The 15,576-nt window shown below is 68.6% G+C and carries 16 protein-coding genes; 10 read left to right on the top strand and 6 right to left on the bottom strand.

The window, feature by feature from the left end:
• Positions 1-46 precede the first annotated feature (46 nt).
• Both guaA and RIE08_18595 read left to right on the top strand, forming a co-directional pair.
• Entirely contained in the window at positions 47-1,585 is a 1,539-nt protein-coding gene (guaA, locus tag RIE08_18600; GenBank protein ID MEQ8719617.1) for a glutamine-hydrolyzing GMP synthase, read from the top strand.
• The gene (locus tag RIE08_18595; protein ID MEQ8719616.1) at positions 1,582-2,151 is read left to right on the top strand and encodes a TIGR03086 family metal-binding protein; all 570 of its coding nucleotides are present in this window, start codon (positions 1,582-1,584) and stop codon (positions 2,149-2,151) included. The genes guaA and RIE08_18595 overlap by 4 nt, the downstream gene beginning before the upstream one ends.
• On the opposite strand, the gene RIE08_18590 is transcribed toward RIE08_18595, so the two are convergent.
• The 3 genes from RIE08_18590 to RIE08_18580 form a co-directional block, all read right to left on the bottom strand.
• Positions 2,107-3,636 carry a S1 RNA-binding domain-containing protein gene (locus tag RIE08_18590; GenBank protein ID MEQ8719615.1) on the bottom strand — a complete coding sequence of 510 codons (1,530 nt, stop codon included), beginning with the start codon at positions 3,634-3,636 and terminating at the stop codon, positions 2,107-2,109. The two genes, RIE08_18595 and RIE08_18590, sit on opposite strands and share 45 nt — an antisense overlap.
• Before the next feature lie 71 nt (positions 3,637-3,707).
• Positions 3,708-4,640: a TIGR03621 family F420-dependent LLM class oxidoreductase gene (locus RIE08_18585; GenBank protein ID MEQ8719614.1), complete on the bottom strand. Its 933-nt coding sequence runs from the start codon at positions 4,638-4,640 to the stop codon at positions 3,708-3,710.
• Positions 4,637-5,362: an alpha/beta hydrolase gene (locus tag RIE08_18580; GenBank protein MEQ8719613.1), complete on the bottom strand. Its 726-nt coding sequence runs from the start codon at positions 5,360-5,362 to the stop codon at positions 4,637-4,639. Before RIE08_18580 ends, RIE08_18585 begins: the two co-directional genes overlap by 4 nt.
• An 81-nt stretch (positions 5,363-5,443) precedes the next feature.
• Here RIE08_18580 and pcrA point away from each other — a divergent pair, with 81 nt between their 5' ends.
• Positions 5,444-7,711, top strand: coding sequence for a DNA helicase PcrA (gene pcrA, locus RIE08_18575; GenBank protein ID MEQ8719612.1), 2,268 nt, complete (start codon positions 5,444-5,446; stop codon positions 7,709-7,711).
• A gap of 9 nt (positions 7,712-7,720) precedes the next feature.
• On the opposite strand, the gene RIE08_18570 is transcribed toward pcrA, so the two are convergent.
• A complete protein-coding gene (locus RIE08_18570) occupies positions 7,721-8,248 on the bottom strand; it encodes a hypothetical protein (GenBank protein ID MEQ8719611.1) in 528 nt (175 codons plus the stop codon).
• A gap of 118 nt (positions 8,249-8,366) precedes the next feature.
• On the opposite strand from RIE08_18570, the gene sucC reads away from it, so the two are divergent.
• Positions 8,367-9,509, top strand: a complete 1,143-nt coding sequence (gene sucC / locus RIE08_18565) for an ADP-forming succinate--CoA ligase subunit beta (protein ID MEQ8719610.1) — start codon at positions 8,367-8,369, stop codon at positions 9,507-9,509.
• Between the two features lie 10 nt (positions 9,510-9,519).
• Positions 9,520-10,404, top strand: coding sequence for a succinate--CoA ligase subunit alpha (gene sucD, locus RIE08_18560; GenBank protein ID MEQ8719609.1), 885 nt, complete (start codon positions 9,520-9,522; stop codon positions 10,402-10,404).
• Between the two features lie 210 nt (positions 10,405-10,614).
• On the opposite strand, the gene RIE08_18555 is transcribed toward sucD, so the two are convergent.
• Positions 10,615-11,043: a hypothetical protein gene (locus tag RIE08_18555; protein MEQ8719608.1), complete on the bottom strand. Its 429-nt coding sequence runs from the start codon at positions 11,041-11,043 to the stop codon at positions 10,615-10,617.
• 10 nt (positions 11,044-11,053) lie between these two features.
• Complete coding sequence (locus RIE08_18550; GenBank protein MEQ8719607.1) at positions 11,054-11,464, bottom strand: hypothetical protein; 411 nt, start codon at positions 11,462-11,464, stop codon at positions 11,054-11,056.
• 123 nt (positions 11,465-11,587) lie between these two features.
• Here RIE08_18550 and purH point away from each other — a divergent pair, with 123 nt between their 5' ends.
• The 5 genes from purH (at position 11,588) to RIE08_18525 (ending at position 15,550) form a co-directional block, all read left to right on the top strand.
• Complete coding sequence (purH, locus tag RIE08_18545) at positions 11,588-13,090, top strand: bifunctional phosphoribosylaminoimidazolecarboxamide formyltransferase/IMP cyclohydrolase (protein ID MEQ8719606.1); 1,503 nt, start codon at positions 11,588-11,590, stop codon at positions 13,088-13,090.
• A 59-nt stretch (positions 13,091-13,149) separates the two neighbouring features.
• The gene (locus tag RIE08_18540; GenBank protein MEQ8719605.1) at positions 13,150-13,380 is read left to right on the top strand and encodes a hypothetical protein; all 231 of its coding nucleotides are present in this window, start codon (positions 13,150-13,152) and stop codon (positions 13,378-13,380) included.
• Entirely contained in the window at positions 13,377-13,772 is a 396-nt protein-coding gene (locus RIE08_18535; GenBank protein MEQ8719604.1) for a type II toxin-antitoxin system VapC family toxin, read from the top strand. The genes RIE08_18540 and RIE08_18535 overlap by 4 nt, the downstream gene beginning before the upstream one ends.
• Positions 13,773-13,847: 75 nt before the next feature.
• The gene (locus RIE08_18530) at positions 13,848-14,708 is read left to right on the top strand and encodes a tetrahydrofolate dehydrogenase/cyclohydrolase catalytic domain-containing protein (GenBank protein MEQ8719603.1); all 861 of its coding nucleotides are present in this window, start codon (positions 13,848-13,850) and stop codon (positions 14,706-14,708) included.
• The gene (locus RIE08_18525; protein MEQ8719602.1) at positions 14,705-15,550 is read left to right on the top strand and encodes a methylenetetrahydrofolate reductase; all 846 of its coding nucleotides are present in this window, start codon (positions 14,705-14,707) and stop codon (positions 15,548-15,550) included. The genes RIE08_18530 and RIE08_18525 overlap by 4 nt, the downstream gene beginning before the upstream one ends.
• Positions 15,551-15,576 lie beyond the last annotated feature (26 nt).

The raw sequence follows: 15,576 nt of genomic DNA, 5'->3' as shown, positions 1-15,576 counted from the left end.
CGCGCCCAGGGCGTCGGCATGGGCAACTGAGTCGTCTGTCGCGGCGATGAGCGATGACCGATATTTTGTCCTCGTCGTCGACTTCGGGGCCCAGTACGCCCAGCTGATCGCGCGGCGGGTCCGTGAGGCCAACGTCTACAGCGAGATCGTCCCCCACGACATGAGCGCGGCTGAAATGGCCGCCAGGGAGCCGATCGGCATCATCTTGTCCGGCGGCCCGAAGTCGGTGCACGTCGAGGGAGCACCCACTCTCGACCCGGCCGTGTACGAACTCGGCGTCCCCGTACTGGGTATCTGCTACGGCGCGCAGCTCCTGGCCCGCCAACTCGGGGGCACAGTGGACCACTCCGGTCGCGGCGAGTACGGACGGACGCGGCTCGACGTCGCGGCCGGCGGCACGCTCCTCGCGGATCTTCCGATCCACCAGGACGTGTGGATGAGCCACTTCGACTCGATCGTCGAGGCGCCCGCCGGGTTCACCGTGACCGCGTCCACACCGGATGCCCCCGCGGCGGTCCTCGAGAACGATGACAGGCGCCTCTACGGCGTCCAGTTCCATCCCGAGGTCGGCCACACACCGCACGGTCAGGAGATGCTCGAGCGGTTCCTGAGCGGTCCGTGCGGTTCGTCGCGTTCGTGGACCCCCGCCGAGATCATCGACGAGGCGGTCGAGGCCATCCGGGCGCAGGTCGGTGACGGACGGGCCATCTGCGGTCTGTCGGGCGGGGTGGACTCCGCCGTGGCGGCCGCGCTCGTGCACAAGGCCATCGGCCACAACCTCACGTGTGTCTTCGTCGACACGGGGCTGATGCGCAAGGACGAGGGCGAACAGGTCGTGGAGACCTTCCGCCGCAACCAGGGCATCGAGTTGATCCACGTCCGGGCCGGTGACCGGTTCCTCGACCGCCTTGCCGGCGTCGTCGACCCGGAGGACAAGCGCAAGACCATCGGGGAACTCTTCATCCGCGTGTTCGAGGAGGCGGCCGGCGGCATCAGCGACGCCCGATTCCTCGTGCAGGGAACGCTCTACCCCGACGTCATCGAATCCGGAACGAAGGACGCCGCGAAGATCAAGAGCCACCACAACGTCGGCGGCCTCCCCGACGACATGGACTTCGAACTCGTCGAACCACTCCGGATCCTCTTCAAGGACGAGGTCCGGTCGGTCGGTTCCGCCCTCGGCCTCCCGGACGAGATCGTCTGGCGTCAACCCTTCCCCGGCCCCGGGCTCGGCGTCCGCATCATCGGTGACGTGACCGCTGAGAAGGTGTTGATGCTCCAGGAGGCCGACGCCATCGTCCGCGAGGAGATCCACCGGGTGGGGCTCGACCGCTCGATCTGGCAGGCCTTCGCCGTCCTCCCCGACGTCCGCACAGTCGGTGTCATGGGAGACGAGCGGACCTACGCGCATCCCGTGATCATCCGGGCCGTCACCAGCGAGGACGCGATGACCGCGGACTGGGCGCGCCTGCCCTACGACCTGCTGGAGCGCATGTCGAGCCGCATCATCAACGAGGTCGAGGGCGTCAACCGGGTGGCGTACGACATCACGTCGAAGCCGCCGGGCACCATCGAATGGGAGTGAGTTCCGCCGGCCCGTTCGATCACTACAGCCGGGCGGTCGCCGACTTCGGTCGTCGGGTCCAGGCCGTGCGTGACGACCAGTGGGAGCTGCCGACACCGAGTGGGGACTGGGACGTCCTGTCGGTCGTCGCCCACGTCGTGCTGGGCGAATCGCAGGTGCCGCCTCTGCTCGCCGGCGACGGTGTCTCCGCTGTCGCGACGACGGACCCGGGGGTGCTCGGACCCAACCCGATGGCCGCCTGGCGTGGGACCGCGCTGGCGGCCTTGGAGGCTGTGCGTGCCGTCGGCGACATGTCGCTGGTCGTCCATCATCCGCTCGGGGACCTGACGGTCGAGACCGTCGTCGCAGTGCGCGTGTCGGAGAACCTCGTTCACGGCTGGGACGTCGCCACCGCGCTGGGCGCAGATGTCACGATCGATGAGGAAGCCGCCGAGTGGTGCCTGGACCTGTGGCGCCCCGTGGCGCTCGATCTGGCCGGGACGCCCCACTACGGGGAACCGGTGGAGCCGCCGCCGGATGCCTCAGCCGGCGTCCGGCTCCTCGCCCTGCTCGGCCGCGAGATCTGACTCCTCGGCTGCGGCCGGCTCGGCGGAGGGCACGGCTTCGACCGGCGGGGGAGCGATCTGAGGGGCCACGGCGAGGCGGATCGACAGGTCCACGCGTCGTCGCCGACGTTCCACGGCGATCACCTCGACCCGCACCCTCTCGCCGGGTAGCACGACCTCTTCGGGGGTGTTGACCCGGTACTCGGCCAACTCCGAGAGGTGCACGAGTCCCTCGACGCCGTTCTCGAGCTTCACGAAGGCCCCGAAGTCCACGAGGCGCGAGACCGTTCCGTCGTGCCGGCTGCCCGGTTGGAGTTCGCGGAGCGGGTCACCACCGAGACGCATCGTCAGGCCGAGGCGCATCTTGTCGGGCTGGGCCCGCAACACCGCAACGGTCACCTCGTCGCCCACGGATACGACGTCGGCCGGGTCGGCGCTTCCCCGCCAGCCCAGCTCTGAGCGGTGAACGAGACCCTGTAGGCCGTCGCCCACGTCGACGAACGCGCCGAACTCGGCGAGTCGGACGACCTTGCCCGTCAGCTTCTCGCCCTTCTTCAAGGTCTTCAGCCGCTCGCGTGACTCGGACTTGCGCATGCTGCGCTGGACGGCCTTGCGCGACAGCACGCAGCGGCCCTTGCGCTGGTCCACGTCGACGACGCGGCATTCGATCGTCTGGCCGACGAGTTGTTCGGCGTCGAATCCGGGGTCGACGTCGATGAGGCTCTGTGGCACGAAGGCCCGGATCCCGGCATCGACGGCGAGTCCACCCTTCACGGTGTCGAGAACGACGGCCTCGACCACAGCACCTGAGGCACGGGCGTCGGTGAGCGTCTTCCATGCTGTGAGTGTCCGGCCCCACGAGCGCGACAGCACGACGCGGCCCCGCTGATCTTCACGTACGAGCACAGCTGCTTCGACGGTGTCGCCGACGGTGACCTCGCCGGTCAGGTCGATCTGGAGGTTGGGTGCCCAGTGGCGACTGCCGACGACACCGACGAGCCCGTCGCCGAGGTCCACCTCGACCTCGTGGGCGGTCACCGCGGTGACCGGGCCGGAGAGGATCTGACCGGACTCGTAGCCGCCGGGCGCGGTTGCAGGGGCCGGGGGAGTCCCACCGGGCGCCGCGACCGGCGGTGGGTTCGGTCCGGCAGGCTTCGTCGCGCCGATCGCGGGTGTGGCGGTGGCTTCGGGCGCCGGCTCAGGGGATACGGGCGCGGGCGTGGGTTTCGGGTCCGCGGGTTCGGGTTCGGCTGGTTCGGGTTCGGCGGGTTGGGGTGGCGCGGCGGCTGGTTCGGGTTCGGCGGGTTCGGGTGCCGTGGATACGGGTTCGGCTGGTTCGGGTTCGGCGGGTAGGGGTGGCGCGGCGGCTGGTTCGGGTTCGGCGGGTTCGGGTGCCGTGGATACGGGTTCGGGTTCGGCGGGTTCGGGTGCCGTGGATACGGGTTCGGGCGCGTCCGGTTCGTCGGTGCTCACCGTCTCGTCATCGGATGGCGTGGTGTTCGACATGGATTCCCCGGGGTCCTGCGTGGACCGCGAGGGTACCGCGACGGGTCCCCGGCCCGTCCTGCGCGACCGGCTCAGGTGCCGGCGAGGCGGGCGACGACGGGGGCCATCGCGTCGAGGGAATCGCGTCCCCAGGTGAAGTACGAGATCCCGTAGCGCTCGCGCACGGCTTGGACCTTCTCGATGATCTCGGAGACCTCGCCCACGAGCGAGTGCGGACTGTCGAGCGCTTCCTGCGCGCTGATGCCGAGAACCGGACCGACGACCTCGGCCATCGCTCGGGGGTCGTCGGTGACGGCGGCGATGTGGATTCTCGTCTGGAGCTCGATCTGGGAGAAGCGGGCGCCCGCCGCCGCACGGATCCATCCGATCTTCTCGTCAGTGGCGTCGGCCGTCGCGGTGGGACCGGCTTCCTCGTCGATGCGACCGGCGTGCAACGACGGGTTGATCCCGACGATGTCCGCCTCACGACCGGCGAGGTCGAGGATGCGCCGCCCGCCGCCGCCGATCAGGATCGGTGGGTGGGGGCTCTGCACGACGTCCGGCCGGCCCGTGAACGACGAGATCTGGTAGTGGTCGCCGGTGAAGTCGAACGGTTCGCCTCCGAAGTAGCTCTTGAGGATCGACAGCGCCTCGCCGAGACGGTCGATTCGGATACCGGGACGGTCGTAGGGGATGCCGGTGGTGTCGTAGTCACTGCGCTGCCATCCGGCGCCGAGGCCGAGCTCGAGGCGTCCGCCCGACATGAGGTCGAGCGTCGCGCAGTCCCGGGCCAACACGACAGGGTGACGGAAGTCGTTGGCGAAGACGAGCGCACCGACGCGCAGGGTCGTGGTGGCTGCGGCAGCGGCGGTGAGCGCCGGTACGGGGGAGAGGTCGTTGTCGAAGTGGTCGGCCACCGACAGCGTCGAATAGCCGAGATCCTCGATCTTGCGGGCCATGTCCATCCACTCGGCGGCGTCGGTGGGCCCGTTGCACTGCACACCGAAACGCAGGGGCCGGCTCACGGCGTGTATCGGGCGAGGAACGACGTGATCGTCGCGTCCGTGTCGGCGAGAACGTCGTCGTCCTTCCAGCGTTCGACGAGTGTCGCGTTCGGTGCGAGCCGGGCGATCTCCCGTGACGTCGACTGCGGGTGGTACTGATCGTCTCCCATCAGCACGAGCAGGGGCGTCTCCCAGGTTGCGATCTCGTCGCGTGAGGCGGTGAGGACGAAGTCGCCGTCCCACATGTTCGAACGGAACGACTCCCAGGTGGCCTCGTCGGCCTCGGGGTGCTCCGGCGCCTTCTCGGCGGCCCATCCGTCGAACATCTCGACGAAGGCCTCCCGGTTGCCGTCCACGCCGACCGGTTGGAGCATCACCGCCGAGACGAACCTCTCGGGCGCCTCCTGGAGCAGACCCGCTATGTAGGGACCGCCGATGCACATGCCGACGACGTGGCACGACTCGATACCGAGGTGGTCGAGCACGGCGATCTGGTCGTCCGTGTACGTGGCCCAGCCGTCGTTTGCGCCCACCGGTGCAGTCGAGGAGCCGGCGTTGCGCTGGTCCATGGCGACGAGCCGGTACTCGTCCACCAGGGCTTCCAACGGATTCCAGGGCTTGCCGGACCACATCGCGATCTCTGAGCGCATGCCACCCGGTGCGATCGTGAGGACGGGAAATCCATTGTCGTTCCCCGACACCTCGTAGTGGATCCGTGCGTCGCCGTGGTCGAGAAAGGCCATGCGGCGAAACGTAGCCGACGGTGGCCAGGTCGTCGGCGCCGTCACCCGGGGCGTCGCAGGCCCTCGCTAGGGTGAGCCGCAGTGCGACGTGACGACCTTCTCGCCGGCCTGAACCCGGCCCAACACGACGCCGTGCTGCACGGCGACGGGCCGATCCTGGTCGTCGCGGGCGCCGGCTCGGGCAAGACGCGGGTGCTCACGCACCGCATCGCCCACCTGATCGACCAGGGTGTGTCGCCCTTCGAGATCCTGGCCATCACCTTCACCAACCGCGCCGCGAACGAGATGAAGGAGCGTGTCGCGGGACTCATCGGTGAGGTCGCCCAGAAGATGTGGGTGTCGACGTTCCACTCGGCGTGTGTGCGGATCCTGCGCCGTGACGCCGAGGCCATCGGCTTTCCGTCACAGTTCACGATCTACGACCAGGCCGACGCCGTGCGCCTCGTCGGCTACGTGCTGCGGGATCTCGACATCGACACCAAGCGCTTTCCGCCCCGGTCGGTACACGGAGCCATCAGCCTCGCCAAGAACGAGATGCTCGACGACCGGGCGTATTCGGAGAAGGCCTCGGGGAGCCTCGGCACGGTCTTCGAGCGTCGTATCTCCGACGTCTACACCGAGTACCAGAAACGTCTGCGACGCGCCGGGGCGATGGACTTCGACGACCTGTTGTTGCGCACCGTCGAGCTCTTCGAGCGTGACCCCACGGTCCGCGAGAAGTATCAACAGCGGTTCCGCCACCTGCTCGTGGACGAGTACCAGGACACCAACCGCGTGCAGGCCCGCCTCGTCGAGCAGTTGGCCGGGCTGCACGGCAACGTCTTCGCGGTCGGTGACCAGGACCAGGGCGTGTACGCCTTCCGCGGCGCCGACATCCGCAACATCGTGGACTTCGAGCGGGCGTTCCCCGACGCGACGGTCATGTTGCTCGAGCAGAACTACCGCTCCACCCAGACCATCCTGGACGCGGCCAACGCCGTCATCTCCAACAACGTCGGACGCAAGCCCAAGGCGCTGTGGACAGAGCAGGGGGGCGGGTCACCCATCACCCGCTACTTCGCCGACGACGAAGCCGACGAGGCCCGGTGGGTCGCCCACGAGATCGCGAGCCTCCACGACGGTGAGGGTTACCGCTACGGCGACATCGCCGTCTTCTACCGGACCAACGCACAGAGTCGGGTGCTCGAGGAGTACATGGTCCGGGTCGGCGTGCCCTACCGGGTCGTCGGCGGCACCCGGTTCTACGACCGTCGCGAGATCAAGGACGCGCTCGCGTATCTCCGGGCTGTCATCAACCCGATCGACGAGGTGTCGCTCAAGCGGGTCCTCAACACCCCCAAACGCGGTGTGGGCGACGGCTCGGTCGCCCGTCTCGACGCCTGGGCGGCCGCGCACGGCGTGCCGTTCGTGGACGCGCTGCGCAACGCGGACGAGGCCGGCGCCTCCGGCCGTGCGGCCAACGGCATCGCGGAATTCCTGCGGGTACTCGAAGAGGGGGCGGCGTTCGTCGACGACGGACCGGCCGCGGTCATCGGTGCACTTCTCGACGAGTCCGGTTACCGCCAGGAACTCGAGGCCGACGGCTCCATCGAGGCGGAGGGTCGCCTCGAGAATCTCGCCGAGCTGATCGGCGTCGCGTCGAAGTATCCGACGGTCGCCGAGTTCCTCGAACAGGTGGCCCTCGTCTCCGACAGCGACCAGATCGGCGACGACGACTCGTCGGTCGTGTTGATGACCCTGCACTCGGCCAAGGGCCTCGAGTTCCCCGTCGTCTACCTGATGGGTATGGAGGACGGGATCTTCCCCCACGTCCGTTCGCTGGGTGAGCCGGATCAGCTCGAAGAGGAGCGCCGCCTGGCCTACGTCGGGCTGACGCGGGCGATGGAGCGCCTGTCGCTCACCAACGCGTGGGCACGCACCATCTACGGCTCGACGCAGTACAACCCGCCGAGCCGGTTCCTCGAGGAGATCCCGGCCGAACTCGTCGTGGACGCCGAGGGCAGCCGCACCACCCGCCGCTCGCGCAGCGAACGTCGATCCTCAGGCGGGAGCGACGGCTGGACGCCTGGTTCGAGTCGTCGGGGCGGCGACGGCTGGTCGCTGAGCCCGAGCCGCGAGGACCGCGTCGACAAGGCCATGGCGGCCGGGCGGGCGGCCCCGAACGCGTCCGTGGCCACCGGTGACGGCCAGAGCATCAAGGTGGGCGACGACGTGCGCCACGGAACCTTCGGCGAGGGGGTCGTTCTCGACATCCGCGGTGAGGGCGACAAGGCCGAGGTGCGGGTCAACTTCGCCGGTATAGGTGAGAAGCAGCTGCTGTTGTCCTGGGCCCCGCTCGAGAAGATCTGAGCGCCGGATTCAGTTCCCGGCGGTCGTCGCCGGGTCGGACTCCGCGTCGGCGTCGACACCGGTGTCGTCGTCACGGGGCGTGATCTCGACCTCGAGGTCGCCGTTGTCGGTGACGGTCACCTCGTAGCGGGGGAGGTCGTCGCCGTCACCATCGATCACGACGGTCTCGTCGCAGGGGTCGGTGAAGACCTGCGCCTCTGCCTGCCACTGCAGCGTGCACTCCCGGTCGGTTCCCGGGCGTCGGGCGTCGAAGGCGATCCACCCTTCCAGGGGATCGTCGCTGAGGTGGTTGATGTAGATGTCGCGGCTACCGCCGGCGACGTCGGGGAAGAGCACCGGACCGTCCCGTTCGATGGACTCCGCCCGGTTCTCGGCGTCGCCCGCTTCGAACACGTCGTCGCCGAGTTGGACGTCGACACTTCCGGTGCTGGCGAGCTGGGCCATCAACACGACCAGACCGATACCGAGGCCGATCCCGAGGAGGCCGATCACGACGGCGCGGACGGCGTTGAAGTCTGTTCCCTTGGCGACGGGCATGGTGGGTGGTCCGGCACGGAATGTGGTCGACGGTGGGTCGCGTCCTAGTATCGCCGGTCGAACCCGAAATCAGCCGGCTCCCCGACGGAACGACCGTCGAGCCCGGCTCGGAGGCAACGTGGATCTCTTCGAATATCAGGGAAAGCAGTTCTTCGCGTCCTACGGGATGCCCATCTCCGCAGGCGAGTTGGCGATGACGGTCGACGAGGCCGTGGCCGCCGCCGAGCGCCTCGGTACGCCGGTCATGGTCAAGGCGCAGGTCCACACCGGTGGGCGAGGCAAGGCCGGCGGCGTCAAGTTCGCAGGGAGTGTCGACGACGTGCGCACGCACGCCACGGACATCCTGGGACTCGACATCAACGGCCACATCGTGCACCGGCTCTGGATCGAGAAGGCGTCTGACATCGCCGAGGAGTACTACGCGAGCTTCACGCTCGACCGCGCTGCCAAGAAGCACCTCGGCATGCTCTCGGCCGAAGGCGGCGTGGAGATCGAGACCGTGGCCGACGAGAACCCCGACGCAATCTCCAAGATCTGGGTGGACCCCGTAGAGGGACTCACGCCCGAGGTGTGCCGCTCGTGGGTGGAGGGCGCCAACCTGAACCCCGACGCCGTCGAAGGCACGATCGAGATCCTCCAGAAGCTCTACACGGCCTACACCGAAGGTGACGCCGACCTCGTCGAGATCAACCCGCTGATCCTCACCCCCGAGGGGAAGGTCCACGTGCTCGACGCGAAGGTCACCCTCGACGCCAACTCGGTGTTCCGCCACGAGGACTATGCCGCCTACGACGAGACGCAGACCCGCGACGAGCGCGAGACTGACGCCCACGCGAAGGGCCTCCAGTACGTGGGGCTCGAAGGCAGCGTCGGAGTCATAGCCAACGGCGCCGGGCTCGCCATGAGCACGGTGGACGTGGTCAACCAGGTGGGCGGCAAGCCCGCCAACTTCCTCGACATCGGCGGCGGTGCCAACGCGGACGTCATGGCCGGTGCACTCGAGGTCATCAACAACGACCCGATGGTGCGCTCGATCTTCATCAACATCTTCGGGGGCATCACCCGGGGCGAGGAGGTCGCCAACGGCATCCTCGAGGCGATGAACCGCGTCGAGATCGACTCACCGATCGTCATCCGTCTCGACGGGACGAACGCCGACGAGGGTCGGGCGATCCTCGAACCGAAACTCTCGGACGCCCTGCAGATGGAAGCCACGATGCTCGACGCCGCCCGCCGCGCCGTCGAACTAGCGAAGCGCTGAGGAGCCCCTGATGAGCATCTTCGTCGACGAGAACACCAAGGTCATCTACCAGGGCCTCACCGGCTCACAGGGCCGTTACTACGGCCTGTTGAACCGTGACTACGGCACGAAGGTCGTGGCCGGTACCCATCCGACCAAGGCCGGCACCGACGTGGACGGCATTCCGATCTACGCAAACGTCGGTGAGGCCGTCGCCGCAACCGGTGCCACGGCGTCGTGCATCTTCATCCCCGCGCCCTTCGTGAAGGACGCTGTGATGGAGGCGGCCGAGGGTGGCGTCGAGTTCATCGTCGTCATCACCGAGGGCGTCCCTGCCCACGACGAGGCCTGGTTCTACAACAAGTTGCAGGCCGACTTCCCCGATGTCCAGCTCCTCGGGCCGAACTGTCCGGGCATCATCTCGCCGGGCAAGTGCAACATCGGCATCACCGCCGGCCACATCGCCAAAGAGGGAGGCCCCGTCGGCATCGTCAGTCGCTCCGGCACCCTCACCTACCAGGCGCTCTACGAGCTCAAGCAGGCCGACATCGGCTGCACGACGTGTGTGGGAATCGGCGGGGACCCCGTTCCGGGAACCACCTTCATCGACTGTCTCGCCGGCTTCGAAGCCGACCCCGAGACGAAGGCCGTCATGATGATCGGCGAGATCGGCGGGTCGGCCGAAGAAGCGGCTGCCGAATTCATCGCCGACAAGATGACCAAGCCGGTCGTCGCCTACGTCGCCGGGGTCACAGCCCCTCCGGGTAAGAAGATGGGTCACGCCGGTGCCATCGTCTCGGGTGGCAAGGGCACCGCGGAAGCCAAGATGGCTGCGCTGCGTGAAGCCGGCGCCAAGGTCGGCAACAACCCGACCGAGGCCGGCCAGCTCATGGCCGAGGTGGTCGCCTCGCTCTGATCCGCATGCGGAAGGGCGGAAGCCGGCATTCACGCCGCTCGTAGTCTCCGCCAAGCCTCGCTGCGCAAACGCCGGCTCCCGCCCTGATGGAGCGGTTCGAGGCTCGTCTCAGCGCTTGTTCCGGCGTCGGTCGGGGTGCGGGACTCGGTCGAGGACGCGAAGAGGCCCCGCCATCGGCGGGGCCTCGACGCGTTCCAGTGACCTGGTGACTCAGAAAGTAGTTGGTTTCGCGGTCCCGCCGGTGGCGGAGGCGCCCTGTTGGTGTTCCCAGATGGCTCCTGCGAGAGCAACCCCGGCGCCGATTCCCGCCAGGAAGACGCCGAAGGCCGAGTTCGACCGGAACCACTGGCCGAACGCCGTCAGGAACGCAGCGAGGGCGACAACCGTCGTGAGTTGAGTGAGGCTGTAGCCGAGGAGCTTCTCAGGCAGGTTCACCTGAGGCGCGAACGCCTGGATGGCTGACACTGCGATCAACTCGATCGAGAGCAACAGGATCAGAATTCCCGTCAGTCCGAAGAAGTCGCTGTCGTAGGCGTTGGCTCCGAACGGACCGAAGGAGAACCAGTCGAGGAACGAGCCGATCAGCAGGAGGACGCCGCCTCCGAGAACCATGAGTTGGGTGGGTTTGATGTTGTTCATTCCGGGCTCCTCAGAACGTCGTCGCCGAGCCGGTGCCCGACGGGTTGGCCTGCATGTCGGTCACGACGGCGCCGGCGATGGCGACCACGGCACCGATCCAGCCGAGGCTGATGCCGATCTCACTGAAGTCGGAGAACTGGAACGCGAAGAGCCAGATGAACGCCGAGAAGGCGAGAGCGCCGACGAACTGGGCGATCGTGAATCCCAGGATGTTGGACGGCAGCTTGACCTGGGGCGCGAACGCAGTGGCACCGCCGATTCCGGCCGCCGCAATGCCGATGAGCAACGTGAAGATCCCGAGCAGACCGAAGGCGTCGGTCTCGAAGCCACTCGTGCTGGGCCCCCAGTCCAGAAAGCTGCTGAGGAGCAGGAGAACACCTCCGCCCAGCATCAGTATCGGTCCGGGTTTGAGATCGTTCATCGACTCCCCCTCGTTGTTTGTCGGTCACAGCTGCGAATTCCCGCAACACTCAACCTAGTAGAAAGACGGCCGGCTGCGAGCCACCGTCGCGTACCACGTCGGGGCCGACTACGGTCGCCGCCCATGCGCGCACTCATCTCCGTCTCCGACAAGACCGGCGTGGTGGACCTCGCCCGGCGTCTCGTCGCGCTGGGTCACCAGATCGTCTCGTCGGGCGGTACCGCCGCCGCGATCGCCGATGCCGGAGTCGCCGTCACGAAGGTGACAGATGTCACCGGCGCCCCCGAGATGCTCGACGGGCGCGTCAAGACGCTGCACCCGGCGATCCACGGCGGCATCCTGGCTGACCTCGACCGTGAGAGTCACCGCCGGGACCTCGCCGAGCGCGAGATCGAGCCCATCGGCCTCGTGGTCGCCAACCTCTACCCGTTCAGCTCCGATCCGTCCGTCGAGCTGATCGACATCGGCGGCCCCGCGATGGTGCGCGCCGCGGCGAAGAACCACGCGCACGTCGGGATCGTCGTCAACCCTGCCGACTACGAGGTGGTCGTCGCCGAACTCGAGGCTGATTCCGGCCTTTCGGAAGCCACGCGTCGCCGCCTCGCCCGGGCGGCGTTCGCCCACACGGCGGCCTACGACGCGGCCATCGTCGAGTGGTTCGACGCGACCGACGGCGAGACGCTGCCCGAGACGGTGCACCCCGTCTACGAGCGGACCGCGGTGCTGCGCTACGGCGAGAACCCGCACCAGCCCGGTGCCCGCTACCGGCGTCGCGGGACGAAGACCTGGTGGGACACCGCCGCCCAGCACAACGGCAAGGAGATGTCGTATCTCAACGTCGCCGACACCGAGGCGGCCTACTCGATGGTCACAGAGCACGACGATCCGACGGTGGTCGTGGTCAAGCACGCGAACCCCTGCGGTGTCGCCTCCCACGACGACATCGCCGAGGCCTACCGCCGCGCCAACGCGTGCGACCCGGTGTCCGCGTTCGGTGGCATCGTCGCCCTCAACCGACCGCTGACGGCGGAGGTCGCCACGGACCTGGCCGAGGTGTTCACCGAGGTCGTCGTCGCTCCTTCCTACGAGGACGGGGCGCTGGAGATCCTGTGTGCGAAGAAGAACCTGCGCGTGATCGAGGCGCCGGACCGTCCACGGCTGCGCAAGGGTGACCTCCTCGTCCGCTCGATCGACGGGGGCGCCCTCCTCCAGGGTCCCGATTTCGTGACCACCGACCCGACGGCGTGGACCGTGGCCACTCGGCGTGCACCCACCGACACGGAATGGGTGGACCTCGTGTTCGCCTGGCGGGTCGTGGCCCGGGTGTCGTCCAACTCGATCGTGGTGGTCAGGGACCGGCAAGCTTTCGGGATCGGCGCCGGTCAGCAGAACCGACGCGACGCGGGCCGCATCGCGGCGGCCAAGGCGGACGGCCGCGCCGCAGGCGGTGCGTGTGCGTCGGATGCGTTCTTCCCGTTCCGGGACGGCCTCGATGCGGCAGCCGAGGCGGGCTGCACAGCGGTGGTGCAACCCGGCGGGTCAGTGCGAGACGATGAGGTGATCGCCGCCGCCGACGAGCACGGGATGACGATGGTGTTCACCGGCGAGCGCCACTTCCGCCACTGACCCCGTCGGAACCGGGGGCAGCGGCGCCAAGGGACATGTGCTGGCGCTATCGTGGCGCCATGCCGAGCATCCAGGTCAAGAACGTCCCGGAGGACGTGCACGCCGTCCTGCGGCGCCGTGCTGGTGAGAGCGGACAGTCGCTGCAGGAGTACCTTCTCGCCCTGTTGGCCGATGAGGCGCACCGACCGACCATCGCTGAGTTGCTCGAGCGAGTCGGCCATCGCACGGGCGGAAGCGTGGGCTTCGACGAAGCGGTTGCCGCGGTGCGGGCCGAACGCGATTCTCGTTGATCGTCATCGATGCGAGCGTCCTCGTCGTCGGTCTCTGCGATGACGGGGGACACGGGCTTGCTGCTCGCCGTCGAATCGCCGATGAGAGGCTGGTCGCTCCACATCTCGTCGATGTGGAGGTGGTCTCCGCGTGGCGGCGTCTCGTGTCGGCCGGGGAGATCCCTCCGGCCCGATTCGAGCGTGCGCTCGAGGACCTCGATGCCCTGCGCATCGAGCGGGTGCCTCACGGTGGGCTCCTCGGGCGCTGTTGGGAGCTGCGCGACAACCTGACTGTGTACGACGCCGTCTATGTCGCGCTGGCCGAACGGCTGGGGATGGCACTACTCACGTTGGATCGACGGCTCGCTGCTGCTCCCGGGACGCGCTGCGAGATCGAGGTTCTGTCGCCGTAGCCCGTTTCTCGGATCCGAAGGCCCTGCTGCCTGAGCGTCACCGGACGGGCTGAGATCTCGCTAGCGTCGGATGCCGTGACAGCGATCACTCTCGACGGTGAGGCCGTCGCCGCGAAGGTCCGGGCTGAAGTCGCCGACCGGGTCGCGGCCCTGAAGGCGGCCGGGGTCACCCCGGGCCTCGGGACCCTTCTCGTCGGCGACGACGGACCGTCGGCCCGCTACGTGGCGATGAAGCACGCCGACTGCGCCGAGGTCGGCATCGCGTCATTCGACGAGCGCCTCGACGCGACCGCGACGCAGGCCGACGTGGACGCCGTGGTGGACCGCCTCAACAGCGACGACCGGGTTCACGCCTTCCTGATGCAGTACCCGTTCCCGGGCGGCCTCGACTACGAGGCCGCCCTCGAGCGGGTGGACCCCGCCCGGGACGTCGACGGTCTGCATCCCGTGAACCTCGGGCGGCTCGTGCAGGGCGTCGACGCGCCGGTCGCCTGCACCCCGGCGGGAATCGTCGAGTTGCTCGTCGCCCATGACGTGCCGATCTCCGGCGCCCACGTCGTCATCGTCGGCCGGGGCCTCACCATCGGACGGCCGCTCGCCAACCTGCTCACCCTCAAGCGTCCCCACGCCAACGCGGCCGTGACCGTCGTCCACACGGGGGTGGGCGACATCGCAGAGCACACCCGCCGGGCCGACATCGTCGTGGCCGCCGCCGGATCACCCGGGCTGATCACCGCCGACATGATCAAGCCGGGAGCGGCCGTCGTGGCCGCCGGCGTCAGCTTCGAGGGCAAGAAGCTGCTCTCCGATGTGGCCGCCGACGTCGCCGAGGTCGCCGGCTGGCTCTCGCCGCGGGTCGGCGGTGTCGGGCCCATGACGCGGGCCATGCTGCTGCGCAACGCCGTGGCGGCCGCCGAGCGGCGGGCGGGACGGTGATCCGGGACCTCCTGGGCGGTGAGCCGTCGCTGTCCTTCGAGTTCTTCCCACCGGCCGACGCGCAGGGCCGGGCACGCCTCAATGCCACGATCGACGAGCTCGCCGACCTGTCGCCGACGTTCGTGTCGGTCACCTGCGGTGCCGGTGGCCAGGGCCACGACCGCACCCGAGACATCGTCGTCGACATCGCCACGGGCCGCTCCTTCCCGGCGATGGCCCACCTCACCTGTGTGGGACACACCCGGGCCGAGGTGGACGACCTCTTGGCCGACTACGCCGAGCACGGCGTGGACGACGTTCTCGCGCTCGCAGGTGACCCGCCACCCGACGGCACGCCTCCCCGAGGTGATTTCACCTACGCGTCCGAACTGGTCGACGTGGCCGGCGCCCGGGGCGACTTCTCGATCTGCGTCGCGGCCCACCCCGAGGTCCACCCCCGGTCGCCGGACCGGGCGAGCGACAGGCGTCACCTCGCGGACAAGCTCGAGCGCGCCGACTTCGCGATCACCCAGTTCTTCTTCGACGCGTCCCTGTACCGCCGTCTCGTCGACGAGCTCGCCGACCTGGGCTGTGACAAGCCGATCGTGCCGGGTCTGTTCCCCGTGACCGCGCCGAAGACCGTGCGTCGCTTCGCCGCCATGAACGGCACGGCCGTGCCCGAGGACCTGTTCGCCCGGCTCGAAGCCGCTCAACCCGGTGACCGCCGGGCGATAGCGGTGGAGGCCGCCGCCGTTCTCGGCCAGGATCTCCTCGATGCCGGCGCACCCGGGCTCCACGTCTACACGATGAACCGTCCCGAGACGGCCGTCGCCCTCGTGCGGGCCCTGGGCCTGCGGCCATGAGGCGGCGGGGGCCCACGACGCCTAGG

This window comes from Acidimicrobiales bacterium, from assembly GCA_040219085.1.
Classification (GTDB): Bacteria; Actinomycetota; Acidimicrobiia; order Acidimicrobiales; family JAVJTC01; genus JAVJTC01.
The sequence above is the reverse complement of the archived record's forward strand: the minus strand, read 5'-3'. Positions and strand labels throughout refer to the sequence as shown.